The 23973-nt window shown below is 71.2% G+C and carries 20 protein-coding genes and 1 pseudogene; 11 read left to right on the top strand and 10 right to left on the bottom strand.

Annotation, left to right across the window (positions count from 1 at the left end; genetic code table 11):
* Nucleotides 1-28: 28 nt before the first annotated feature.
* The 3 genes from MDN94_RS01400 (at nt 29) to MDN94_RS01410 (ending at nt 3671) form a co-directional block, all read left to right on the top strand.
* Nucleotides 29-640: a SanA/YdcF family protein gene (locus MDN94_RS01400; protein WP_482726968.1), complete on the top strand. Its 612-nt coding sequence runs from the start codon at nt 29-31 to the stop codon at nt 638-640.
* 65 nt (nt 641-705) lie between these two features.
* Nucleotides 706-1287, top strand: a complete 582-nt coding sequence (locus MDN94_RS01405; protein WP_482724182.1) for a TIGR03086 family metal-binding protein — start codon at nt 706-708, stop codon at nt 1285-1287.
* Between the two features lie 257 nt (nt 1288-1544).
* Nucleotides 1545-3671 carry a molybdopterin oxidoreductase family protein gene (locus MDN94_RS01410; protein ID WP_482724183.1) on the top strand — a complete coding sequence of 709 codons (2127 nt, stop codon included), beginning with the start codon at nt 1545-1547 and terminating at the stop codon, nt 3669-3671.
* Here MDN94_RS01410 and MDN94_RS01415 read toward each other — a convergent pair.
* The 5 genes from MDN94_RS01415 to MDN94_RS01435 all read right to left on the bottom strand — a co-directional run bounded on the left by MDN94_RS01415 (nt 3658) and on the right by MDN94_RS01435 (nt 8753).
* The gene (locus MDN94_RS01415) at nt 3658-4098 is read right to left on the bottom strand and encodes a gamma-glutamylcyclotransferase family protein (protein ID WP_482724184.1); all 441 of its coding nucleotides are present in this window, start codon (nt 4096-4098) and stop codon (nt 3658-3660) included. The genes MDN94_RS01410 and MDN94_RS01415 overlap by 14 nt on opposite strands.
* Nucleotides 4095-4436 carry a divalent-cation tolerance protein CutA gene (cutA, locus tag MDN94_RS01420; protein WP_482724185.1) on the bottom strand — a complete coding sequence of 114 codons (342 nt, stop codon included), beginning with the start codon at nt 4434-4436 and terminating at the stop codon, nt 4095-4097. Before cutA ends, MDN94_RS01415 begins: the two co-directional genes overlap by 4 nt.
* 97 nt (nt 4437-4533) lie before the next feature.
* Nucleotides 4534-6399 carry an ABC transporter ATP-binding protein gene (locus tag MDN94_RS01425; RefSeq protein ID WP_482724186.1) on the bottom strand — a complete coding sequence of 622 codons (1866 nt, stop codon included), beginning with the start codon at nt 6397-6399 and terminating at the stop codon, nt 4534-4536.
* Nucleotides 6396-8129 (bottom strand): ABC transporter ATP-binding protein, encoded by a 1734-nt coding sequence (locus MDN94_RS01430; protein WP_482724187.1) that lies wholly within the window; start codon nt 8127-8129, stop codon nt 6396-6398. Before MDN94_RS01430 ends, MDN94_RS01425 begins: the two co-directional genes overlap by 4 nt.
* 9 nt (nt 8130-8138) lie before the next feature.
* Nucleotides 8139-8753 (bottom strand): NADPH-dependent FMN reductase, encoded by a 615-nt coding sequence (locus MDN94_RS01435; RefSeq protein ID WP_482724188.1) that lies wholly within the window; start codon nt 8751-8753, stop codon nt 8139-8141.
* A gap of 306 nt (nt 8754-9059) precedes the next feature.
* On the opposite strand from MDN94_RS01435, the gene MDN94_RS01440 reads away from it, so the two are divergent.
* The 4 genes from MDN94_RS01440 (at nt 9060) to MDN94_RS01455 (ending at nt 11421) form a co-directional block, all read left to right on the top strand.
* Nucleotides 9060-9563 (top strand): hypothetical protein, encoded by a 504-nt coding sequence (locus tag MDN94_RS01440; protein WP_482724189.1) that lies wholly within the window; start codon nt 9060-9062, stop codon nt 9561-9563.
* 205 nt (nt 9564-9768) lie between these two features.
* Nucleotides 9769-10425: a class F sortase gene (locus tag MDN94_RS01445; protein WP_482724190.1), complete on the top strand. Its 657-nt coding sequence runs from the start codon at nt 9769-9771 to the stop codon at nt 10423-10425.
* Between the two features lie 34 nt (nt 10426-10459).
* Nucleotides 10460-10957, top strand: coding sequence for a MarR family winged helix-turn-helix transcriptional regulator (locus MDN94_RS01450; RefSeq protein ID WP_482724191.1), 498 nt, complete (start codon nt 10460-10462; stop codon nt 10955-10957).
* Between the two features lie 2 nt (nt 10958-10959).
* On the top strand, nt 10960-11421 hold the full coding sequence (locus tag MDN94_RS01455; RefSeq protein WP_482724192.1) for a hypothetical protein: 462 nt from the start codon (nt 10960-10962) through the stop codon (nt 11419-11421).
* Between the two features lie 6 nt (nt 11422-11427).
* Here MDN94_RS01455 and MDN94_RS01460 read toward each other — a convergent pair whose 3' ends face one another.
* Nucleotides 11428-12213, bottom strand: coding sequence for a sulfite exporter TauE/SafE family protein (locus MDN94_RS01460; RefSeq protein WP_482724193.1), 786 nt, complete (start codon nt 12211-12213; stop codon nt 11428-11430).
* A 456-nt stretch (nt 12214-12669) separates the two neighbouring features.
* Between MDN94_RS01460 and MDN94_RS01465 the strand changes: the two genes are divergently transcribed.
* The 3 genes from MDN94_RS01465 to nirD are packed head-to-tail and all read left to right on the top strand — an operon-like array spanning nt 12670 to nt 16824.
* Entirely contained in the window at nt 12670-13866 is a 1197-nt protein-coding gene (locus tag MDN94_RS01465; RefSeq protein WP_482724194.1) for an NAD(P)/FAD-dependent oxidoreductase, read from the top strand.
* Nucleotides 13853-16468, top strand: coding sequence for a nitrite reductase large subunit NirB (nirB, locus tag MDN94_RS01470; protein WP_482726969.1), 2616 nt, complete (start codon nt 13853-13855; stop codon nt 16466-16468). The genes MDN94_RS01465 and nirB overlap by 14 nt, the downstream gene beginning before the upstream one ends.
* Nucleotides 16465-16824: a nitrite reductase small subunit NirD gene (nirD, locus tag MDN94_RS01475; RefSeq protein ID WP_482724195.1), complete on the top strand. Its 360-nt coding sequence runs from the start codon at nt 16465-16467 to the stop codon at nt 16822-16824. The genes nirB and nirD overlap by 4 nt, the downstream gene beginning before the upstream one ends.
* Before the next feature lie 104 nt (nt 16825-16928).
* Here the strand turns inward: nirD and MDN94_RS01480 are convergent, their stop codons facing one another.
* Nucleotides 16929-17351 (bottom strand): VOC family protein, encoded by a 423-nt coding sequence (locus MDN94_RS01480; protein ID WP_482724196.1) that lies wholly within the window; start codon nt 17349-17351, stop codon nt 16929-16931.
* A 285-nt stretch (nt 17352-17636) separates the two neighbouring features.
* Here MDN94_RS01480 and MDN94_RS01485 point away from each other — a divergent pair.
* A pseudogene (locus MDN94_RS01485) lies at nt 17637-18021 on the top strand (translocation protein TolB); the annotation flags it as partial.
* Between the two features lie 40 nt (nt 18022-18061).
* On the opposite strand, the gene MDN94_RS01490 reads toward MDN94_RS01485, so the two are convergent.
* From MDN94_RS01490 to dusB, 3 genes are all read right to left on the bottom strand, one after another.
* Nucleotides 18062-19087: an ArsR/SmtB family transcription factor gene (locus MDN94_RS01490; protein WP_482724197.1), complete on the bottom strand. Its 1026-nt coding sequence runs from the start codon at nt 19085-19087 to the stop codon at nt 18062-18064.
* A gap of 577 nt (nt 19088-19664) precedes the next feature.
* Nucleotides 19665-22376 (bottom strand): pyruvate, phosphate dikinase, encoded by a 2712-nt coding sequence (gene ppdK, locus MDN94_RS01495; RefSeq protein WP_441262904.1) that lies wholly within the window; start codon nt 22374-22376, stop codon nt 19665-19667.
* A gap of 394 nt (nt 22377-22770) precedes the next feature.
* Nucleotides 22771-23922, bottom strand: coding sequence for a tRNA dihydrouridine synthase DusB (gene dusB, locus MDN94_RS01500; RefSeq protein WP_441262905.1), 1152 nt, complete (start codon nt 23920-23922; stop codon nt 22771-22773).
* Nucleotides 23923-23973 lie beyond the last annotated feature (51 nt).

Genomic DNA, 23973 nt, shown 5'->3' on the forward strand with positions numbered 1-23973 from the left:
AAGGCGACGCCTCGTCGCGCAGGCCGTCATGCTGGGGTGCGTACTCGGCCTGGCGCCCGCGACCTGGATGCACGCCGTCGCCGACAGCCGCGTCCGTACGGTCGCCGAGGCCCCCGCGCGGGACGTCGCCGTCGTCTTCGGCGCCGGTCTCTGGCAGGGCCGGCCCACCCCCTATCTGGCGCACCGGCTGGACACCGCCGCCGAGCTGTACCGGACCGGCAAGGTCAAGGTCGTGCTGGTCACCGGTGACAACAGCCGGGTCGAGTACGACGAGCCGGACGCCATGCGCACGTATCTGACGGGGCGCGGTGTGCCCGACGACCGGATCGTCAGCGACTACGCCGGGTTCGACACCTGGGACTCGTGCGTGCGGGCGAAGGAGATCTTCGGGGTGGAGCGGGCGCTGCTGGTCACCCAGGGCTTCCACATCCGACGGGCGGTCGCGCTGTGCCGGTCCGCCGGGGTCGAGGCGTACGGCGTCGGTGTGGCGGAACCGCACGACGCGACCTGGTACTACGGCGGCGTGCGGGAGATGTTCGCGGCGGGCAAGGCCTCGCTGGACGTCGTGTTCCGGCCGGACCCCCGGTTCCTGGGCGAGCGCGAGCCCGGTGTGCGGGACGCGCTGGCGGCGGCGGGCTGACACGCAGGGAGGCACACGGCCGCGCACGCTCGCATCGAGGTCCCCGGCAGGGAAAAGTGAGCCGCATGACAAATGAAGTGGCAACGCTGCTGACCCGGCACACCGAGGCGCTGGCCCTGTTCACCGACCGGGTGCACGCCGTACGGGACGACCAGTGGGACGATCCGACGCCGTGCACGGAGTGGTCGGTGCGCGATCTCGTCAACCACCTCACCGCCGAGCAGCTGTGGGTGCCGGACCTGGTGACGGACGGGGCGACGATCGAGGACATCGGCGACGCGTACGACGGGGACGTCCTCGGCGACCGGCCCCGCCAGGCCTGGGACGCGGCAGCCCGGGCCGCGCGCAAGGCGTTCTCCGACGAGGGGGCGCTGGAGCGGACGGTCCATCTGTCGTACGGGGAGACCCCGGCGACCGCCTACTGCTCGCAGATGATCAGCGACGCGGTGGTCCACTCCTGGGACCTGTCACGGGCGATCGGCGCGGAGGAGCGGCTGCCGGAGGCGCTGGTGGCCTTCACTACGGAGGAGGTCTCGCCGTACGCGTCGGAGCTGTCGAAGTCGGGCCTCTTCGCCGCGCCGATCGAGCCGCCCCCGGGCGACGACCCGCAGACCCGGTTGCTGGCGATGCTCGGCCGGCGGGCCTGAGGCCCCTGAACACGCCCGGACAGGACGACCGGGACCCGCGGGACGGCCCGCCCCGAACACGCCCCTGGTCAGGACAGCCGGGAGCCCGCGGGACAGCCCGTCCCGACGCGTCCGTACACGGCGGCCGGGCTCCCGGGACGGGCCCGCGGCTCACGGTCGGTCCTCACGCCGCCGTGAGCTCGCGGCTGAGCCAGGCGTACCCCGTCCGTAATGCGGCGCGTCCGCCCGCGTAACACGGATGTTCCACGCTGGGCGTCATGCGCGACGAGACCATCCCGACCCACTGTCCCTACTGCGCCCTGCAGTGCGGCATGAATCTGCGCGGTGTCCCCCGGCCGGACACCGCCGACGGGACGGCCGTCGAGGTGGTGGAGCGTCCCGACTTCCCCGTCAACCGGGGCGCCCTGTGCGGCAAGGGCCGCACGTCGACCTCCCTTCTCTCCTCCCGGGTGCGCCTGACCGGGCCGCTCATCAGAAGCCACGCCACAGGCCGGCTCGAACCGGCCACCTGGGAGGAGGCACTGCGTACGATCGCCGACGGGCTGCGGCGTACGAAGGACGTGCACGGCGCCGACGCCGTGGGCGTCTTCGGCGGCGGCGGGCTGACCAACGAGAAGGCGTACACCCTCGGGAAGTTCGCCCGGGTCGTGCTCGGCACCTCGCAGATCGACTACAACGGCCGCTTTTGCATGTCGTCGGCCGCGGCCGCGCACAACAAGGCCTTCGGACTCGACCGCGGGCTGCCGTTCCCGCTGGAGGACATCCCGAGGACCGGCTGTGTCATCCTCGTGGGCTCCAACATCGCGGAGACCATGCCGCCGGCGCTGCGCTACCTGACGGAACTGAAGGAGAACGGCGGCAAGCTGATCGTCGTCGACCCGCGGCGGACGAGGACGGCGGAGCAGGCCGATCTGCATCTCGCGCCCCGTCCCGGCACCGACCTGGCGCTCGCCCTGGGCCTGCTGCACGAGGTGGTGGCCGAGGGGCGTACCGACGAGGAGTTCATCGCCGCCCGCACGAGCGGCTGGGCGGATGCCAGGGCCGCCGCCATGGCGCACTGGCCCGAGCTCGTCGAGCGGATCACCGGCGTGGGAGTGCCGCAGCTGCGTGAGGCGGTGCGGCTGTTCTGCGACGCGCCGTCCGCGATGGTGCTCACCGCCCGCGGGCCCGAGCAGCAGTCCAAGGGCACGGACACGGTGAGCGCCTGGATCAACCTCTGCCTGGCGACCGGCCGGGCCGGGCGGCCCCTGTCCGGCTATGGATGCCTGACCGGACAGGGCAACGGGCAGGGCGGCCGTGAGCACGGCCAGAAGGCCGACCAGCTGCCCGGCTACCGCAAGCTGGACGACCCGGCGGCGCGCGCCCATGTCGCGGGGGTGTGGGGCGTGCCCCCCGAGTCCCTGCCGGGGCCGGGGCGCAGTGCCTACGAACTGCTGGACGCGCTGGGCGGGGACGTGAAGTCGCTGCTGCTGATGGGGTCGAACCCGGTGGTGTCCGCGCCGCGTGCCGCGCACATCGAGGGGCGGCTGAAGTCCCTGGACTTCCTCGCCGTGGCGGACGTGGTGCTCTCGGAGACGGCCGCGCTCGCGGACGTGGTCCTTCCCGTGACGCAGTGGGCGGAGGAGACCGGCACGACGACCAACCTGGAGGGCCGGGTGCTGCTGCGCCGCAAGGCGGTCGACGCGCCGGCCGGGGTGCGCAGCGATCTCGAGGTGCTGAGCGCGCTGGCGGCTCTGCTCGGGCACGAGAAGGGCTTCCCCGCCGACCCGGAGGAGGTCTTCGAGGAGCTGCGGCGGGCGTCGGCGGGCGGACCGGCGGACTACTCGGGCATCACGTACCGCAGGATCGCCCAGGAGGACGGTGTGTTCTGGCCGTGCCCGGAGCCGGACGAGCAGGACGAGCCGATCGCGCACCCCGGCACACCCCGGCTGTTCCTGGACCGGTTCGCCACGCCGGACGGGCTGGCCAGGTTCGTCGCGGTGGGGCACCGACCCGCCGCGGAGGTGCCCGACGCCGACTACCCGGTGCTGCTGACGACCGGGCGGGTCGTCGCCCAGTACCAGTCGGGCGCGCAGACCAGGCGGGTCGACGAGCTGAACGCCGCTGCCCCGGGGCCGTTCGTCGAGCTGCATCCGCAGTTGGCGGAGCGTCTCGGCGTCGCGGAGGGCGAGCCCCTGGCCGTGGTCTCGCGGCGGGGGCGGGCGGTCGGGCCCGCCCGGATCACCACGGGGATCAGGCCGGACACCGTCTTCATGCCGTTCCACTGGCCGGGCGAGGGCCGGGTGAACTCGGTGACGAACCCGGCGCTCGACCCGACGTCCCGTATGCCCGAGTTCAAGGTGTGCGCCGTCCGGCTGGAGCCGCAGCGGGTCACCGGCGGCTGACCGCCTCGTGCCAGTCGCCGCCGTCCACCGGTCTGCCGCCGGCCCGCAGTCCGCGGGCCACCGGCTCGGCGGCGACGTAGACCCACGCCTGTACCGGCGTGCCGTCCTCGAGGAGGACCTCCCGGGCCACCCGCTCGTACAGGTTGGCCGCGTGGCCCGGTCCGCCGTACTCCTCCAGCCGATCGAGGACGGCGAGCAGCCGCTCGTACTCCTCCGGCTTCGCGGTCACCGCCTCACCGGTGACTTTCGCCGCCGGGTCGTCGGTGTCGACGGCGTACGGGTAGCCGGGGCCCTCGTAGAGCACCGCGCCGGAAAGCAGGGCGGGACGCTCCTCGGTGGTGCGGCCCCGCAGGAGAAGGTCGTGGTTGCGTTCGCCCGGCCGGAGGGTGCCGTAGACGAAGAACGGAAGCCGCTGCGACCCGGTCACGGCGCCACGGTCTCCGCCCGCACCCAGGCCGCGTAGGCCGCGCCCGCGCGTACCACCGGGGTGGCGATGATCTCCGGGGTGTCGTAGTCGTGGGCGGCGATCAGATGGGCTTCGAGGGCGTCGTAGCAGGCCGGGGTGGTCTTGAGGAGGACCTGCCACTCCTCGGCGGTTTCGATCCGGTTCTGCCAGCGGTAGACCGACGTCACCGGCGCGGAGATCTGCGCGCAGGCCGCGAGCCGGGCCTTTACGGCTCCTTCGGCGAGCCGCCGGGCCTTCTCCGCGCTGTCGGTCGTGGTCGTCACGGTGAGCAGCGACGGCGCGGCGGGGGTCGGTTCCACAGCAGGAGCTCCTTCTTGGTGTGCGGCCACGTGTCCGCGGGGCGGACGGAGGGCCGGGACCGTCATGGCCCCGCCCTTCACGTTACGCACCGCGGCCTCACACGGGGGACCCGGCCGCGGCGAACTGCGCCGCGTGGAGCCGGGCGTACGCGCCGCCGCGGCCCAGCAGTTCCTCGTGCGTGCCCTGCTCGACGATCCTGCCGGCGTCCATCACCAGGATCACGTCGGCGTCCCGGACGGTGGAGAGCCGGTGCGCGATCACGAAGCTGGTACGGCCCCGGCGCAGCGAGGACATGGCGCGCTGGATGAGCACCTCGGTGCGGGTGTCGACGGAACTGGTGGCCTCGTCGAGCACGAGGATCGACGGTTCGGTGAGGAAGGCGCGGGCGATGGTGAGGAGTTGCTTCTCGCCCGCGCTCAGGCCCGCGCCCTCCTCGTCGACGACGGTGTCATAGCCGTCGGGCAGGGTGCGGATGAACCGGTCGGCGTGGGTGGCCGTCGCCGCGGCGACGATCTGCTCTCGGGACACCTTCCCGGGCACGCCGTAGGCGATGTTGTCGGCGATCGTGCCCCCGAACAGCCAGGTGTCCTGGAGCACCATTCCGATACCGGAACGCAGTTCGTCGCGGGACATGTCCCTGATGTCGACCCCGTCGAGCAGGATGCGGCCGCCGGTGACCTCGTAGAACCGCATGAGCAGGTTGACCAGTGTGGTCTTGCCCGCGCCGGTCGGGCCGACGATGGCGACGGTCCGGCCCGGTTCGACGTCGAGCGACAGGTCCTCGATCAGCGGCTCCGCGGGGTGGTAGCGGAAGGCCGCCTTCTCGAAGGACACATGGCCGGCGGGCCGTCCCGCCTCCGGCCGGGCCGGAGGCGGTCCGGCCGGCGCCGAAGACTCCTCTTCCGCGTCCAGCAGGTCGAAGACCCGCTCGGCGGAGGCGACGCCCGACTGGAGGAGGTTGGCCATCGCGGCGACCTGGTTGATGGGGCCGTTGAACTCGTAGGAGTACTGCACGAATGCCTGTACGTCGCCGATCGACAGCGACCCGGAGGCCACCCGCAGCCCGCCGGCGACGGCGATCAGCACATAGTTGAGGTTGCCGACGAATCCGAGCGCGGGCTGGATGAGGCCGGACATCACCTGCGCGCGCAGGCTCGACGCGTACAGCTGCTCGCCCAGCTCGTCGAAGGTCTCCATGGCCTGCTTTCCGCGGCCGAAGGAGCGGACCTCCGCGTGGCCGGTGAACATCTCCTCGACGTGGGCGTTCAGCCGGCCCGTCACCGACCACTGCCGGACGAACTGCGGCTGGGCCCGCCTGCCGATGAGGGTCGCCACGTACACGGACAGCGGCACCGTCGCGAGGGCGACCAGGGCCAGCAGCGGCGAGATCCAGAACATCATCGCCAGGACGCCGGCGATGGTGAGCACCGCCCGCACCATCTGGCTGAAGGCCTGCTGCATGGTCTGCGTGATGTTGTCGATGTCGTTGGTGGTGCGGCTGAGCACCTCCCCGCGGGGCTGCTTGTCGAAGTACGACAGGGGCAGCCGCGACAGCTTCGTGCCCGCCTCCTCGCGCAGCCGGTGGCCGACGCGCTGCACCACGGTCATCGCGAGCCGCATCTGGATCAGCGTCGTGGCGGAGGAGACGGCGACCAGGGCGAGCACGAGGGTCAGCACCTCCGCGACGGCCCCGAAGTCGACCCCGTCCGGGCCGGCCGCGCCGTCGACGACGAGGTCGGTGGCGTGGCCGAGGAGTTTGGGGGCGAGTACGGAGAGGGCGACGGCGGCCGCGCCGGCGGCGAGGACGCCGACGACCAGGGGGCGTTCCGGTGCGGTCATGCGCAGCAGCCGCAGTCCGGAGGCCCGGAAGTGGAGGGAGCGTTCCAGCGACGGGGAGCCGATGCCCCCGGGGCCGCGCTGCTGCCCGGCCGGGCCGCGGCGCTCCGGTGTGGTGCCGCTCATGCGGCTTCCTCCTCGGTGAGCTGGGAGAGCACGATCTCCCGGTAGGCGGGGTTGTCCCGCATGAGGTCGTCGTGGGTGCCGGTGCCGGCGACGCGGCCCTTCTCCAGGACGACGATCCGGTCGGCGCCGCGGACGGTGGACACGCGCTGGGCGACCATGACGACGGCGGCGTCGGCGGTCTCCTCGGCCAGGGCCCGGCGCAGTGCCGCGTCGGTGGCGTTGTCGAGGGCGGAGAAGGAGTCGTCGAAGAGGTAGACGTCGGGCCTGGCCACCAGGACCCGGGCTATGGCGAGGCGCTGGCGCTGTCCTCCCGACAGGTTGGCTCCGCCCTGTGAGACGGGGGCGTCGAGGCCGTCGCCGAGCCGTCGTACGAAGTCGGCGGCCTGGGCGACCTCGAGGGCGTGCCAGAGCTCCTCCTGTGTCGCGTCCGGCTTCCCGTACCGCAGGTTGGAGGCGACGGTCCCGGAGAAGAGGTACGGCTTCTGGGCGACGAGTCCGACGGTGCGGGACAGCAGCGCCGGGTCGAGGTCCCGTACGTCCACCCCCCCGACCCGGACGTCGCCGCCGGTCGCGTCGAACAGCCGCGCGGCGAGGCCGAGCAGGGTCGTCTTGCCGCTGCCGGTGGAGCCGATGACGGCGGTGACCCGGCCGGGGCGGGCGGTGAGGTCCACGGATCTGAGGACGGGCTCCTCGGCGCCGGGGTAGCTGAAGTCGACGCCGTGCAGCCGAAGTTCGCCTCGTCCACGCAGCCGGTGCACGGGGGCGACGGGCGGCAGGACGCTCGGCCGTGTGCCGAGGATCTCCTTGATGCGTTCCGCGCTGACCTCGGCGCGCGGCAGATGCATCATGAGGAACAGGCCCATCATCACGGACATCAGGATCTGCGTCAGATAGCCGAGGAAGGCGACGATCGAACCGGCCTGCAGGGAGCCCGAGTCGAGCCGGTGGCCCCCGGTCCAGATGACGGCGACGGTGGCGAACTCCCAGACGATCAGAACGGTCGGGAACATCAGGGTCTGCAGCCTGCCGGCCCGCAGCCCGGTCGCCAGGAGGGCGTCGTTGGCCTCGGCGAACCGCCGCTGCTCGTGCCGGTCCCGTACGAAGGCGCGGATGACACGGATGCCGGTGATTTGTTCCCGCATCACCCGGTTGACCACGTCGATCCGTTCCTGCATGGAGCGGAAGACGGGCGGCAGGCGGCGCACGATCAGTCCGACGGACAGCGCGAGCACCGGGACGAACAGCAGCAGGAGCATCGCGAGCGGCACGTCCTGGGACAGGGCCATGGCGACAGCGCCCACGCACATCAGGGGCGAGGCGACCAGCATGGTCAGGATCAGCAGCGAGAACGTCTGCACCTGCTGCACGTCGTTGGTGGTGCGGGTGATCAGGGACGAGGCGCCGAAGCGCCCGATGTCGCGCACCGACAGGTCCTGGACATGGCCGAAGACGGTGGAGCGCAGGTCGCGGCCGATGCCCATCGCGATCCGGGCGGCGCAGTAGACGGCGGCGCCGGATGCGGCCACCTGGAGGACGGTGACGGCCAGCATCACGGCGCCGGTGCCGATGACGTGCCCGGTGTCGCCGCGCAGCACACCGTTGTTGATGATCTCGGCGTTGAGGGTGGGCAGGCAGAGGGCGGCCACGGACTGGATCAGCTGGAGGAGGACGACCAGCGCGATCAGCCGGCGGTAGGGGCCCAGGCGGGCGGTCAGCAGGCTCAGCAGCACGGCCGGCCCTCAGCTCGCGTAGGGGCGGACGGACTTGGCGGACCGCAGCGCCTCGGCCCACCAGGAGAGCTGGTCGAGCATGGTCTTGGCGGCGGCGTCGGGGGCGGCGGGGTCGCGGTGGTTGCCCTCGTCGTCGAAGTGGGCGCCCGCGTTGTGGAAGGACACCGTGTCGCGGACTGTGACGGCGTGCAGCTCGGCGAAGACCTGGCGCAACTGCTCGACCGCGCGCAGGCCGCCGGAGATGCCGCCGTAGGAGACGAAGCCGACGGGCTTGGCCTGCCACTCGCCGAAGTGCCGGTCGATGACGTTCTTGAGGCCGGCGGGGAAGGAGTGGTTGTACTCGGGGGTGATGACGACGAAGGCGTCGGCCGCGGCCAGCTTCGGGGTGAGTTTGGCCAGCTCGGCCCGCACTTCGGGCGAGGGCGAGTAGGAGAGGGCGGTGGGGAGGTCGGCGTCGGCGAGGTCGACGACGTCGACGGTGAAGTCCTCCCGCCGAGCAGCACGGGAGACGAACCAGTTGGCGACGGTGGGTCCGAAGCGGCCGTCGCGGTTGCTGCCGATGATGACGGCGAGCTTCAGCGGGGAGGGACGTTCGGACGAGGTGTCAGGCGTGTTGATGTCCATGCGGAGCAGCCTGGTACCTCAACTTTGGTTGAGGTCAAGCAGCTCCGGCGATCAATCGTGCGGACGGCCCGCGGGACACCGGGCCGAAGGAGGACTGCGACCTTGTCACCCGTTCGGCACGACGCGCCCGACCACTCCCCCAGGCCCCGCCATACGGCCGCAACCTGCGGTGATGCGGCCTGTCCAGAGCGACACGCGGTTTCGGTCGAGGGAAACTGATCAACCATCAGCAGGCGTGGCGCGCCGGGTGCCTCTTACCTCGGAGAAAGACGAGACACCGCACCACCGCGCGCCTTCGGAGGACCCATGCGCACCACCGCCCGCCTGCTGACCGGCATAGCGATGGGGCTCGCCACGACCGGGCTCGCCGCCCACGGGGCGTACGCCGGAGACTTCGGAGAGCTCGAGGCGCACCCGTCGCCCGCCACCCCCGGCACGAAGATCACCGTGAACACCACGGCCTGCGGCAAGGACGGCCACGGCGTCGGCGACGCCAGGTCGCTGGGCGCCGGCGAGTTCAAGCTGTGGCCCGGCACGCACAAGGAGGTCACGGTGGGCCGGTTCACGGTCCCCGAGGACACCAGACCGGGCACGTACGGCATCGAGGTGCGCTGCAGGAACGGCAAGAAGGCCACCGGCGACCTCGAGGTGCGCCACCGCGAGCCGAGCGGGCATGTCAGAACAGGCGTCGGCGGCAGCGTGGGCCCCGACACCACCCAGATCGCGGCGGGTGCGGCGGTACTCACCGCGGCCGCCGTGGGCGGAACGCTCCTTCTGCGCCGCCGGGCGAGCGGCGCGCAGAGAGGCTGACGGACCGGTACCCCAACCGCTCCTCGTCCCGCCGGATCCCCCGCTCCCGTCAGGCCTCGAGCCGACGGGAGCGGGGCGACGCCCCGGCGCGCCGGCCGCATCCGGCCACCCCACGACCGAACCCCCATGTCCCGTACGGACGGCCGGCCCGGGTGCCGCCCGGCCCGGTCCGGCCGCACCCGTGGCGAGCGAAGCCGGAGGACCGATGAGCGCTCAGGACAGCACCGGGCTCAGGGCCAAGGGCTGGGCCGTGGCCGCCGCCGTCTGCGCCGGGCTGTGGCTGGTCCACAACGGCATGAGCGACATCACCCCGCCCGTCCCCTCGGCCGCGCAGGCCTTCGCCGCCGGCCCGAACCAGCACACGGACGCCGCCGCCGACCCGCTGCCGCCCTCGGAGCCGATCCGGCTGCGCATTCCGCAGATCGACGTCGACGCCCCGGTCATGGGCCTCGGCCTCGCCCGCGACGGCAGCCTCGACGTCCCGCCGGCCACCGACCGGAACCTGGCCGGGTGGTACGAGGACGGGACCGCCCCGGGCGCCAAGGGCACGGCGATCGTGGCCGGCCATGTCGACAACGCACAGGGGCCCGCCGTCTTCTACAGCCTCGGCGCCCTGAAGAAGGGCCACCGGATCGAGGTGCTCCGCGCGGACGGCCGTACCGCGGTCTTCACGATCGACGCGATCGAGGTGTACGAGGCCGACGCCTTTCCCGACAGGAAGGTCTACGCATCCGCCGACCGGGCGGAGCTCCGAGTGATCACCTGCGGCGGCGGCTTCTCCGAGAAGAGCGGCTACCGGGGCAACGTGGTCGCCTACGGGCACCTCATCGGCGTCCGGGACGGCAACGCCCGAGAACAGTAGCCATGGACATAGTAGCCATGTACTGTATCTCTCCATGAGCACAGCACCCAAGGGCCCCACGCCCGGCTACCTGGTCTGGCGTCTTTCCACGAAGTGGCGCGTCGCGGTCGATCGCGCGCTCGCTCCCCTGGGACTGACTCACGCGCAGTACACCCTGATCGCCTCGCTGCACGGCATGCGGCGGTCCGGTGACCGACCCAGCCAGCGGCAACTCGCCGACCACACGGGCCTGGAACCGCTCTACGTCTCCAAGCTGGCCCGCGCCCTCGAGTCGTCGGGACTCGTACAACGCACACCCGACCCCGCCGACACAAGGGCCGTACGGCTCTCGCTCACCCCCGCGGGGGAGGAGAAGGCCCGCCGCGCCGTCGCGGAGGTCCATACCCTGCTCGACCGGCTGCTGGCCCCGCTCGGCGGGCTCGACGCACCCCGCGCCCAGGCGCTGACGCGTGAGCTGCGGCTGCTGCTCGACACACCGCTCGACGCACCCCCCGACGCGATCGAGGACACCACCACGACACCCGAGGAGTAACCATGTCGTCCACCACGCCGATCCTGCTCAACAGTCAGCTCATCGGCCGCGCCCACTACGCGGCCCGCGCCCTGCTCGACCGCGAGCTGAACCGCACCGGCACCACCTTCCACCAGTCGATGGCGCTGAACGCGACCGCCGCCGAGGGCGGCTCCGCCGAGACGAGCCGGATCGTGGAGCTGTTGACGGCCAACCTGAAGATCGACGGGACCACGGCCGGCGACACCGTGGCCGAGCTGCTGGCCACCGAGCTGCTCGAGCCGCTGCCGGGCCAGGGCCCGCGGGTCGCGCTGACCGAGGCCGGCCGCGCCGAGCAGAGCCGGCTGGCCGCGGTCGCCACGGAGTTCGGACCGCTGGTGTACGACGGGATCCCGGAAGCGGACCTCGCCGTCGCGGGCCGGGTGCTGACCGATGTCATCGCACGGGCGAACGCCGCGTACGAGCGGACCGCCGACCGGTACTGACCTGCGTCACGCCGTCCACTGGTCGAAGCCGAGCTTCGCGACCAGCGAGAAGACGACGACGAGCAGCACCCCGCGGACGAACTCACTGCCCTTGCGGAGCGCCATCCGGGCCCCGAACATGCCGCCCGCCAGATTGAAGACGGCCATCAGCGCGGCCAGCTGCCACAGCACGGTGCCCTGGTAGGCGAACATCGCGAGCGCGCCGCCGTTGGTGCACACGTTCACGATCTTCGCCGTGGCGGACGCGGTCACCAGGTCCAGATGAAGCACCGCGGTGAGCGCCAGCACCAGGAAAGTGCCGGTGCCGGGCCCGAATAGACCGTCGTAGAAGCCGATACCGCCGCCGACGAGCAGGATCGCCACGACGGTACGGGTACGGGTGACGCGGCGCTCGTCCGCGTCGGCCGCCGCGCCGAACGACGGGCGCAGCATCACGAACGCGGCCACGCCGAGCAGCACGACCATGATCACCGGGCGGAGCACGTCGCTGCTGATGCCCGCCGCGAAGAAGGCGCCGCCCATCGATCCCGCGAGCGCGGCGAGCCCGATCCGCACCGCGGTCTTCACCTGTACCGGCGCCTTGCGCACATAGGTGATCGCGGCACCCGACGTGCCGACGATGGCGACCGCCTTGTTCGTTCCGAGGACATGGGCGGCGGGCACCTGCGGCAGCCCGAGCAGCAACGCCGGCAGCAACAGCAGACCGCCGCCGCCCACGACGGCATCGATCCAGCCGGCTGCGGCGGCGGCGAGACAAAGGAGGACGAGGGTGGTCAGGGATATGTCGGGCACGGCGTGAGCCTATGGAGGGGCTGCGGTTCAGTCCAACGATCAACGAAGTCTTGAGCGTGACGTGAGGTTGGGCGCGCTGGCCACGCGGGGCCTGTTCCCCTCCCCGCCCCTTCCCGAAGCCGATGGCTCTGCCCCCCGGACCCCCGCGTCGCGAACTCCCCCTACGGCCTGGCAGCCGTGGGAGGTGCCCAGCGAGGCTGATTTCGCGGAGCGAAGTGAAGCCCGCCCGGCGTTTTGAGGGCAGGCCGAAGACCGCACGCGTCCGGGGCCTGCCCCGCCACGCGGCAAAGCCGCACATCGGTACAGCGGGAAGGGGCAGGGCGAACAGCACGCCGCGGGCGCAACCCGCCCCGACCCGTCGCCTCACAGGCACCCCGCGGCGGCGCTGAGCGCAGCGTTCCCCACGGGAAACAGAAGGGAACCTGCCGGGTAACACCGCCGACGCACGCTGCTTGCATGACTTCGGAGATCGTGGTGATCGGCGGCGGGACGGCAGGCGCGCGGCTAGCGCGTCAGCTCGGCGCGGGCGCCCGCGTCACGGTCCTCGGCGAGGAGACGCACGCGCCCTACAACCGGGTGCTGCTCGCGGAGGTGCTGGCGGGGCGCTACGGCCCCGAGGTGATCGCGCTGCCCGAGGTACCGGTGCGCCGCGGTGTGCGGGCGACCGCCGTCGACCGGGACCGGCGGATCGTGCACTGCGCGGACGGCACGTCCGTGGCATACGACCGCCTGGTGCTGGCGACCGGTTCCAACCCGGTGCTGCCGCCACTGCGCGGACTCGGTCCCGGACTCCCCGACGGAGTCCACCCCTTCCGCACCCTCGACGACTGCGCGGCACTGTCCGCCGCGGTCGGACCGGGGACGCGGGCGGTGGTCGTCGGCGGCGGACTCCTGGGGGTCTCCGCGGCCCGCGCGCTGGCCACCCGGGGCGCGAAGGTGGTGCTGGCCCAACAGGGCGAGCACCTCATGGAGCGTCAGCTGGACACCTCCGCCTCCGCGCTGCTGCGGGCGCACCTGGAGCTCCTCGGCGTGGAGGTGCACACCGAGTGCCGGGTGCGCGGTCTGCGGACCACAGCCGACGGAGCCGTCGGCGCCGTGGTCCTGGCCGACGGCTTCACGCTGGACGCCGAGATCGTCGTGCTGGCCTGCGGGGTGCGTCCCCGTGTCGGTCTGGCGGTCGACGCCGGGCTCGAGGTGCGCCGCGGCATCGTCGTCGACGACGAACTGCGCACCTCCGACCCGTACATCCACGCCATCGGCGACTGCGCCGAGCACGACGGCGTCGTGCACGGGCTCGCGGGCCCGGCGCTGGAACAGGCCGATGTGCTGGCCGGGGTGCTCCGCGCCGAGGGCGCCCGCTACACCGGCACCCGGGCGCTGACCCGGCTCACGCTCGCCTCCACGACGAGCCCGTTCGACCTGGCCGCTTTCGGCGACCCGACCCCCCGCCCGGGGGACGACGTCGTCCAGCTCGCCGACGCCACCCGGGGCGCGTACCGCAAGGTCGTCGTCCGCGGGGACCGGCTCGTCGGCGGCGTACTGCTCGGGGATCTCGCCTCCGTCGGCGCGCTCGCCCGGGCCTGGGAGGGCGACGAGGCCCTGCCGGACTCCCTCCCCCTGCTCCACCTGCTCACCGATGATGGAGGCCTCTGACATGGCTGCGAAGTCCACTCCCGCGACCACTGACACGATCGTGGTCGTCGGCCACGGAATGGTCGGCCAGCGGTTCCTGGAGGCCCTCGCCGAGCGCGGCGTCACCGAGCGGGCACGCGTCGTGGTGCTGTGCGAGGAGCCCCGTCCCGCCTATGACCGGGTGCGTCTGACCTCGTACTTCTCCGGAAACACGCCGGACGACCTGTCGATGGTCGAGGACGGTTTCATGGCGGAGCACGGCATCGAGCTCCACCTGGACGACCCCGCGGAGACCATCGACACGACCACGCGCACCGTCACCTCGCGCTCCGGGCTCCGTCTGACGTACGACACGCTGGTGATGGCCACCGGCTCGTACCCGTTCGTGCCGCCGGTGCCGGGCAAGGACGCGGAGGGGTGCTTCGTCTACCGCACCATCGAGGACCTCCTCGCGATCGAGGAGTACGCGAAGACGGCACGCGTCGGCGCGGTCGTCGGCGGCGGTCTGCTCGGTCTGGAGGCGGCGGGCGCGCTCAAGGGCCTCGGTCTGGAGACGCACGTCGTCGAGTTCGCGCCGCGGCTGATGCCGGTGCAGGTCGACGAGGGCGGCGGCGCGGCGCTGCTGCGCACGATCGAGAACATGGGCCTTTCGGTGCACACCGGCGTCGGCACCCAGGAGGTCCTGGCCGGCGAGAACGGCGCCGTCAACGGCATGGCGCTGTCCGACGGTTCGACGCTCGCCACGGACCTGGTGGTCTTCTCGGCGGGCGTACGGCCCAGGGACCAGCTCGCCCGTGAGGCCGGACTCGCGGTCGGCGAGCGCGGCGGCATCATCGTGGACGAGCAGTGCCGCACCTCGGACCCGGCGGTCTTCGCGATCGGCGAGTGCGCGCTGGCCTCGGACGGCCGGGTGTACGGCCTGGTGGCCCCCGGCTACGAGATGGCCGAGGCGGTGGCGGACGTGATCGACGGCGGCACGCGGTCCTTCACCGGCGCCGACACCTCGACGAAGCTGAAGCTGCTCGGCGTGGATGTGGCCTCGTTCGGTGACGCGCACGGCGCGGCCGACGGATGCCTCGACGTCGTGTACTCGGACTCGCGCGCCGGCGTCTACAAGAAGCTGGTCGTCGACGGGGAGGGCACGCTGCTCGGCGGCATCCTCGTCGGTGACGCCGAGTCGTACGGCACCCTGCGGGCGCTGACCGGCAGTGTGCCGCCCGTCTCCCCGGAGCAGCTGGTGCTGCCCGCCGGGGCCGGCGCGCCGGCCGCGCTGGGGCCGGCGTCGCTGCCCGACGAGGCCGTGATCTGCTCCTGCCACAACGTCACCAAGGGCACGATCCGCGGAGCGGTCACCGAGCACTCCTGCACCACCGTGCCGGAGGTCAAGAAGTGCACCAAGGCCGGTACCGGCTGCGGCAGTTGTGTCAAGGTGCTCGGCCAGCTCGTCAACGCCGAGCTGGAGGCGTCCGGCGTCGAGGTCGACAAGGGCCTGTGCGGCTGCTTCGGCCAGACCCGCCAGGAGCTGTACGAGATCGTCCGCGCCCTGCGCATCACCTCGTACCAGCAGCTGCTGGACTCGCACGGCCGGGAGGCGGCCCGCGGCGGCAACGGCTGCGAGATCTGCAAGCCGACCGTCGGTTCGATCATCGCCTCGCTGGCGCCCACCATCGGAGCGAGCGGCTATGTGCTGGAGGGCGAGCAGGCGGCGCTTCAGGACACCAACGACCACTTCCTCGCCAATCTACAGAAAAACGGCTCGTACTCGATCGTGCCGCGCATCCCCGGCGGAGAGATCACCCCGGAGAAGCTGATCGTCATCGGCGAGGTGGCCCGCGACTTCGGCCTCTACACGAAGATCACCGGTGGTCAGCGGATCGACCTGTTCGGCGCGCGGGTGGACCAGCTGCCCCAGATCTGGGCCCGGCTGGTGGACGCGGGCTTCGAGTCCGGCCACGCGTACGGCAAGGCGCTGCGGACCGTGAAGTCCTGCGTGGGGCAGACGTGGTGCCGCTACGGCGTCCAGGACTCGGTGCGGATGGCGATCGACCTGGAGCTGCGCTACCGGGGACTGCGCTCGCCGCACAAGCTGAAGTCGGCGGTCTCCGGTTGCCAGCGCGAGTGCGCGGAGGCCCAGTCCAAGGACTTCGGCGTGATCGCCACGGCCAACGGCTGGAACCTGTACGTGGGCGGCAACGGCGGCGCCACCCCGCGCCACGCGGACCTGCTGGCCCAGGACCTGTCCGACGCCGAACTGGTGCGTCTGATCGACCGGTTCCTGATGTTCTACATTCGCACCGCCGACCGGCTGGAGCGCACCTCGACCTGGCTGGAGCGCATCGAAGGCGGCCTGGACCACGTACGGGACGTGGTGGTGAACGACTCCCTCGGGATCTGCGCCGAGCTGGAGTCGCTGATGGCCGACCATGTGGCCGGCTACCGCGACGAGTGGGCCGAGACGCTGAACGACCCCGAGCGTCTGCTGCGTTTCGTGTCGTTCGTCAATGCGCCCGACACCCCGGACCCGACGGTGAAGTTCGTGCCCGAGCGGGACCAGGTCAAGCCCGATCTGCCGCTGCTGTCCATCCGTTCGCTCGAAGAGACCCTGGAAGGTGCCGCCCGATGACCGCGACGACCCTCGCCCCCGCCACGACGGAGGTCCTGATCCAGCTCCGGCCCGCCGACGAGTGGCTCGCTGTGTGCCTCCTGTCCCGGCTCACCCCGGGACGCGGCGTGACCGCCCTGCTGCCGGACGGCCGCCAGGTGGCGCTGTTCCTGGACCGCGACGGCGTCCCGTACGCGATCGACAACCGTGACCCGTTCACCGGCGCGCAGGTCCTCGCGCGCGGTCTGGTCGGCTCCGCGGCCGGGCGGCCGTTCGTCGCCTCGCCACTGCTCAAGCAGCGCTTCGACCTGTCGACCGGGCGCTGCCTGGACGACGAGTCGGTGGCGGTGGCGGCCTACGAGGTACGAGTGGCCTGAGCCTCCCGTACCGCTACCCCGACTCCGCTCACGCGTCGTCTGTCACTGCCCTGACCTTCGCGACGCGTGAGCGGCCGGACTCCCCGGCGACGGCGGACGCGGCGTCACTCGCCCTCCGCCGTCGCCTTCTGCATCGCCTCGACGTCCATCCAGACGACCTCCCACAGGTGGTGGTCGGGGTCCTGGAAGGAACGCCCGTACATGAAGCCGTAGTCCTGGGGGTCGTTGGACGGCGAGCCGCCGGCGGCGAGGGCGGCGTCCACCAGCTCGTCGACCTTCTCACGGCTGTCGGCGCTCAGCGCGAGGATGACCTCCGTGCTGGTGGCCGCGTCGGCGATGTCCTTCTTGGTGAAGTCCTTGAAGCGCGCCTCGGTCAGCAGCATCGCGAAGACGGTGTCGCTGAAGACGAGGCAGGCCGCGCTCTCGTCGGTGAACTGCGGGTCGAAGGAGTAGCCCAGCTTGCCCCAGAATGCCTTGCTGGCCTCGAGGTCCTTCACAGGCAGGTTCACGAAGATCATCTGAGCCATGACTGTCTCTTTCCCATTCGGTGCCCCGCGGCGCTGCGCGGTGCGGTGCTGTCCGGTGCGTTCGAGGTGCTGTCCGGTGTGTTCGAAGGGGTAGACGGACGGGCGGGCCGTGATTCATCGGTCGGGGCAGGGAATCTTTCCTGGAGCACGCCCACCGCGGCCGTCCCGCGTTGCACCGGGCGTCACCCGCCCCTCCTGGGTTCCTTCCCTGCGCCCCAGCGGCGCCGGCCGGTGCCACGGGGCAGTCATCCCACCCTGGAGTGACAAGCGGAACGTCGCAACTTACTGCGCGGAGCCGCCGTCGGTACATCGGCGGCGGCCTTCGGCTTCACGCTGTGGCAGGGTGCCGCCTCCGCGGCCCCCGCCCAGCCCGGCCCCCTACGGGGCGCTCGGCCCGGCGGACGCGAACGGCATCCATCTGCATGCCGGCTTCACCAGCCGGGTGATCGCCCGATCCGGCCGGCGGGTCGGTTGCACCGCGTACACCTGGCACAACGCCCCTGACGGCGGTGCCTGCTACAGCGACGGCACGGGGTGGATCCACGTGTCGTACCGGGAGATCAACCCCGCCGGCGGGGCGAGTTCGGTGCGCCTCTCCTCACCGGGCGCGATCACCGGCGCCTACCGGATCCTGTCGAACACCCGGCAGAACTGCACGGGAGGCTCTACTCATCCAGCCCGCGGCACCAGCGGCAGTTCGTCGGGCGGCGTCACCTACGAGGTGCGGGGGCCGTTCCCCGCATAGCGAGCTCGGGCTCCGGTGTGGCGCCGCCGCGCAGCAGGGCGGCGCCCAGCGGGGTGAGCGTGTGCAGTACCGCGTTTCCGTGGCGCAGGGTCACAACCAGGCCGGCCTCCCGCAGTACGGCGGCGTGCTGGCTCGCGGAGGCCAGCGACACGCCGGCCCTGCGGGCCAGTTCGCTGGTCGTGCAGCCGCCGCGGACGGCTTGGAGGATCGCGGAGCGCGTATGCCCCACGAGCCGCCCGAGCGAGGCTCCCGTCACGTCTCCCGCGGCCTGCTCGCAGCTGTGCGAGACCGGGTAGACGAGCACCGGCGGCAGGGACGTGTCCCGCAGGACCACCGGTGTCCCGCGGCAGAAGAACGACGGCTGGAGCAGCAGTCCGCGCCCGTCCAGGCGCAGTTCGCGGTCGACGGGGTAGTCGGCCTCGAGGACCGGTGAGCGCCAGCGCAGCACCGGCGGCAGGGAGGCGAGGAGCTCGCCCGCGCCGCCGTCGAGGAGCGCGCGGCCGCGCACTGCGCGGTCGGCCTCCACCCGGCCCTGGATATGGGTCCAGTAGGGCTCCACGGCCGCGCGGTAGTACGCCCGCAGGGCGGCGACGAGCCGGGCGACGGACTCGGCCCTGCCTTCCGCGAGGGACGCAAGCCGGCCGGGCAGGGAGCGCAGCGGCGAGCGGTGGGCGGCGGCGAGGGCCACCTCGGTGCGCAGCCGCGCCAAGGGCGTGGCCCGCAGGGCCTCCAGGCCCGTGTCGAGCCCTTCACTGCCCTCCGCGGGGGTGAGGAAATCCGGGAAATAGCCCCGCTGCGGAACGAGTGCGGAGAGCAGTCGTGTTTCACCTTTCAACCGCGTTCGCGCTTGGGAACGCCATTCCCCGAAGACCAGAGCGCCCCTTCGGTCCCGCAATCGGTGAAAACTGAGAATCGATTCCCACAACGCGTCGGGCCTGGCGGCCATCCGCACGCGCGCCAGATCGTCCGCATTGAAATGAATACGAAGCACCGAACCCCCACTGTTGCCACCGCAATCGCCCCCATCACTGAGTATGCATGCAATCACAGGTTGTTACCACGGTGTTTCAGCCACAGTTGAAACGCCTCGCGGGTCCTGGGGGCTAACCGAAAAGCTGTACGACGTCGGGCATGAAACCTACTTCACCGATGTGACGCAGCGAGGACCGTGGGGGGCTTTGCGCGTCCGGCGGCGGTGATGGAGGTTGCGGCTCCGTGTCCGGCACGGGTAATGGAGCGCGGTCGGTGGGTGGGGATCCGCCGGCCGCGCTCCGTCCGTTGTATCCGGCGCGAAACAGAAGAAATTTGTTTGGATGTCAATCAGCGAAGGTTGACTGTCCGCGATTCAACTGACTTCCGGTTCAACAAGGGCAGAGCGCTTTCGTTCGGCACGTGCCCCTCGGGCATGCAGAAGGGGCGGGCGCCCCGCACAGGCGCCCGCCCCTTCTCTGTGGATCCGGAGCCGTCACCGGGTAGCCGGTGAGGGTCGGGGTACCGGGCTCCGGGGTTCGTGCCCCGGCCCCGGTGACGACCCCGGAGTCTGTTGCTCCCTGGCGGGAGCGTGGTCCCTAGCGGGAGTCGCTGCCCGTCGTACGGACCGCCGCGGCGCGGCCCGCCTCCAGACGCGCCACCGGGATGCGGAACGGCGAGCAGGACACGTAGTCCAGGCCCACCTCGTGGAAGAAGTGCACCGACTCGGGGTCGCCGCCGTGCTCGCCGCAGACGCCGAGCTTGAGGTCGGGACGGGTGGCCCGGCCGGCCTCCACCGCGTTGCGGACAAGGGAGCCGACGCCGTCCTTGTCGATGGTCTCGAACGGGGAGACCCCGAAGATGCCCTTCTCCAGGTACGCGGTGAAGAAGCTGGCCTCCACGTCGTCGCGGGAGAAGCCCCACACGGTCTGGGTGAGGTCGTTGGTGCCGAAGGAGAAGAACTCGGCGGCCTCCGCGATCTGCCCGGCCGTCAGCGCGGCGCGCGGCAGCTCGATCATCGTGCCGAGCGCCAGCTTCAGGTCGATACCGGTCTGCTGCCGCACCTCGGCGATGACCTGCTCGGCCTCCTCGCGGACGATCTCCAGCTCCTGGACGGTACCGACGAGCGGGATCATGATCTCGGCGCGCGGGTCGCCCTTGGCCTCGATGCGCTGCGCCGCGGCCTCGGCGATCGCCCGCACCTGCATGGTGAACAGCCCGGGGATGACGAGCCCGAGGCGTACGCCGCGCAGACCCAGCATCGGGTTCTGCTCGTGCAGCCGGTGCACGGCCTGGAGCAGGCGCAGGTCGTTCTCGTTGTGGTCCTTGCGGGCCTCGGCGAGGGCGACGCGCACCGACAGCTCGGTGATGTCCGGCAGGAACTCGTGCAGCGGAGGGTCGAGCAGACGCACCGTCACCGGCAGCCCGTCCATCGCCTCGAACAGCTCGACGAAGTCCTGCTTCTGCTGCGGCAGCAGGGCCCGCAGGGCCTCCTCGCGCTCGTCGTCGGTGTCCGCGAGGATCAGCTTCTCGACCATCTCGCGGCGCTCGCCGAGGAACATGTGCTCGGTGCGGCACAGGCCGATGCCCTGGGCGCCGAAGCGGCGGGCACGCAGCGCGTCCTCGGCGTTGTCGGCGTTGGCCCTTACGCGCAGCCGGCGTACCCGGTCCGCGTAGGCCATGATCCGGTGGACGGCCTGGACCAGTTCGTCGGCGTCGTCGGCGCCGGCGTGCATGCGACCCTCGAAGTACTCGACGACCGGGGAGGGAACGACGGGCACCTCACCCTTGTAGACCTTGCCGGTCGAGCCGTCGATGGAGACGACGTCGCCCTCCTCGATGACGGTGCCGTTCACCGTCATCCGGCGGCGCTTGGTGTCGACCTCGAGCTCCTCGGCGCCGCAGACACAGGTCTTGCCCATGCCGCGGGCGACGACGGCGGCGTGCGAGGTCTTGCCGCCGCGGGAGGTCAGGATGCCCTGGGCGGCGATCATGCCGTCCAGGTCGTCCGGGTTGGTCTCGCGGCGGATCAGGATGACCTTCTCGCCGGAGCGCGACCACTTGACCGCGGTGTAGGAGTCGAAGACGGCCTTGCCGACGGCCGCGCCCGGGGAGGCGGCGATGCCGCGCCCGAGCAGCTCGGTCTTCGCCTGGTCGTCGAAGCGCGGGAACATCAGCTGGGCGAGCTGCGCGCCGTTGACGCGCTGGAGCGCCTCGGCCTCGTCGATGAGGCCCTGGTCGACGAGCTGGGTGGCGATCCGGAAGGCGGCACCGGCGGTCCGCTTGCCGACCCGGGTCTGGAGCATCCACAGCTGGCCGCGCTCGATGGTGAACTCGATGTCGCAGAGATCCTTGTAGTGGTTCTCCAGCGTCTCCATGATCTGCATCAGCTGGTCGTACGACTTCTTGTCGATCGACTCGAGGTCGGCCAGCGGCACGGTGTTGCGGATACCGGCGACGACGTCCTCGCCCTGGGCGTTCTGCAGGTAGTCGCCGTAGACGCCCTGGTGGCCGGAGGCGGGGTCGCGGGTGAAGGCGACGCCGGTGCCGGAGTCGGGGCCGAGGTTGCCGAAGACCATGGAGCAGATGTTGACGGCCGTGCCGAGGTCGCCCGGGATGCGCTCCTGACGGCGGTAGAGCTTGGCCCGGTCGGTGTTCCAGGACTCGAAGACCGAGCAGATCGCGAGGTCCATCTGCTCGCGCGGGTCCTGCGGGAAGTCGCGGCCGGCCTCGGTCTTGACGATCTTCTTGAACTGCTTGACGAGCTTCTTCAGGTCGGCGGCGTCGAGGTCGGTGTCGACGGTGACCTTCTTGGCTGCCTTGGCCTCTTCGAGGGCGTCCTCGAAGAGTTCGCCGTCGACGCCCAGCACGGTCTTGCCGAACATCTGGATGAGGCGGCGGTAGGAGTCCCACGCGAAGCGCTCGTCGCCGGCCTGCTGGGCGAGGCCCGCGACCGACTCGTCGGAGAGGCCGATGTTGAGGACGGTGTCCATCATGCCCGGCATGGAGAACTTGGCGCCCGAACGTACGGAGACCAGAAGGGGGTTGTCGGCCTGACCGAGCTTCTTGCCCATCTTCTGCTCGAGGGCGTCGAGGTGCGCACTCACCTCGTCGCGCAGCTCGGCCGGCTCGTCGCCGCTCTCGAGGTACACCTTGCAGGCCTCGGTGGTGATGGTGAAGCCCGGAGGGACCGGCAGACCGAGGTTGGTCATCTCGGCGAGGTTCGCACCCTTTCCGCCGAGGAGGTCCTTGAGCTCTTTGTTGCCCTCGGTGAAGTCGTAGACGAACTTCTGATCTTTGTTTTCCGACACGGGTCTCGACTCCTCGAGGACTCGGTGGCTGCCCTGACGGCGAGGAACATACCCAGATCGAAGGCGTCTGGGTACGTCCACTTGCCCGTCATACGGCCTTAACCACTCGTCCGCCAGCAGATCGAAAGTGCTCCACGGCGACGCAGGTGTAGACCCTTCAGTTCAACTCCTGAAGGAATGATCACTTCTCGCGTTCACTCCACCGCTCAATCGATACACGGAGTAACAAGTCACTCCATGCCTCAAAAGCCAAAAGGGTGGCACTCAGTGCCACCCTTTGAGAGATGCAGCCGCTCTGATTTCGCTCATCTGAGCGCACCCCCTATCAGGGGTGGCGAGAATCACGCCCTCCGAGGCGCCGGAATTCCATCATCCGGACCGCCTCCGCCGCCGGTCAGCCACCGGAAGTGTCCAGTTCGGCGTCCGCACCGACGCCCGCACAGTCGTACGGATCCTTCAACCAGCCGTCCGGCAGCACCACCCGGTTGTTGCCCGACGTGCGCCCGCGGGGGCCGTCCGCGCCCGCCGGCCACGGCTGATCCAGATCCAGCTCGCTCAATTGAGCACCCAGCTCGTCCAGCGACGAGGTGATCGCGAGCTTCTTGCGCATCTCGGAGCCGACGGCGAAACCCTTCAGGTACCAGGCCACGTGCTTACGGAAGTCGACCACTCCGCGCGACTCGTCCCCGATCCACTCCCCCAGCAGCGTCGCGTGCCGCAGCATCACGTCGGCGACCTGGCGCAGCGTGGGCCGCGCGTAGTCGTCGCGGCCCTCGAACGCCGCCACCAGGTCCGCGAACAGCCACGGCCGGCCCAGGCACCCTCGGCCCACGACCACGCCGTCACAGCCGGTCTCGCGCACCATCCGCAGGGCGTCGTCGGCGGACCAGATGTCGCCGTTGCCGAGGACCGGGATCTCGGGGACGTGCTCCTTGAGGCGGGCGATGGCGTCCCAGTCCGCCGTGCCGCCGTAGTGCTGCGCCGCCGTGCGACCGTGCAGGGCGATGGCCGTGACGCCCTCCTCGACCGCGATCCGGCCCGCGTCGAGGTAGGTGATGTGGTCGTCGTCGATGCCCTTGCGCATCTTCATGGTGACCGGCAGGCCGCCCGCGTTGGAGACCGCCTCGTGCAGGATCGCGCGCAACAGGGGCCGCTTGAACGGGAGGGCGGAGCCGCCGCCCTTGCGGGTGACCTTGGGGACGGGGCAGCCGAAGTTCAGGTCGATGTGGTCGGCCAGGTCCTCGTCCACGATCATCCGGACGGCCTTGCCGACGGTGACCGGATCCACCCCGTACAGCTGAATCGAACGCGGTGTCTCTGTCGCGTCGAAGTGGATGAGCTGCATCGTCTTCTCGTTGCGCTCGACCAGGGCCCGCGTCGTGATCATCTCGCTGACGAACAGGCCCTTCCCTCCGCTGAACTCACGGCACAGTGTCCGGAAGGGCGCGTTCGTGATGCCGGCCATGGGAGCGAGGACGACCGGCGGCTGCACGGCGTGCGGGCCGATCCGGAGCATGTTCGAGGAAGCGGGGGCGAGCGTGGTCATTCGCCCATTGTCCCGCACTGCCGGGACGGTCGGTCAGCCATACGATTCATG

It is taken from the genome of Streptomyces sp. WAC00040, assembly GCF_056835925.1.

Coding starts and splice junctions, on each gene's coding strand:
- MDN94_RS01400 (WP_482726968.1), top strand. CDS start 29: ATGCTGGGGTGCGTACTCGGCCTGGCGCCCGCGACCTGGATGCACGCC.
- MDN94_RS01405 (WP_482724182.1), top strand. CDS start 706: ATGACAAATGAAGTGGCAACGCTGCTGACCCGGCACACCGAGGCGCTG.
- MDN94_RS01410 (WP_482724183.1), top strand. CDS start 1,545: ATGCGCGACGAGACCATCCCGACCCACTGTCCCTACTGCGCCCTGCAG.
- MDN94_RS01425 (WP_482724186.1), bottom strand. CDS start 6,399: ATGAGCGGCACCACACCGGAGCGCCGCGGCCCGGCCGGGCAGCAGCGC.
- MDN94_RS01435 (WP_482724188.1), bottom strand. CDS start 8,753: ATGGACATCAACACGCCTGACACCTCGTCCGAACGTCCCTCCCCGCTG.
- MDN94_RS01440 (WP_482724189.1), top strand. CDS start 9,060: ATGCGCACCACCGCCCGCCTGCTGACCGGCATAGCGATGGGGCTCGCC.
- MDN94_RS01445 (WP_482724190.1), top strand. CDS start 9,769: ATGAGCGCTCAGGACAGCACCGGGCTCAGGGCCAAGGGCTGGGCCGTG.
- MDN94_RS01450 (WP_482724191.1), top strand. CDS start 10,460: ATGAGCACAGCACCCAAGGGCCCCACGCCCGGCTACCTGGTCTGGCGT.
- MDN94_RS01455 (WP_482724192.1), top strand. CDS start 10,960: ATGTCGTCCACCACGCCGATCCTGCTCAACAGTCAGCTCATCGGCCGC.
- MDN94_RS01465 (WP_482724194.1), top strand. CDS start 12,670: ATGACTTCGGAGATCGTGGTGATCGGCGGCGGGACGGCAGGCGCGCGG.
- nirB (WP_482726969.1), top strand. CDS start 13,853: ATGGAGGCCTCTGACATGGCTGCGAAGTCCACTCCCGCGACCACTGAC.
- nirD (WP_482724195.1), top strand. CDS start 16,465: ATGACCGCGACGACCCTCGCCCCCGCCACGACGGAGGTCCTGATCCAG.
- MDN94_RS01480 (WP_482724196.1), bottom strand. CDS start 17,351: ATGGCTCAGATGATCTTCGTGAACCTGCCTGTGAAGGACCTCGAGGCC.
- dusB (WP_441262905.1), bottom strand. CDS start 23,922: ATGACCACGCTCGCCCCCGCTTCCTCGAACATGCTCCGGATCGGCCCG.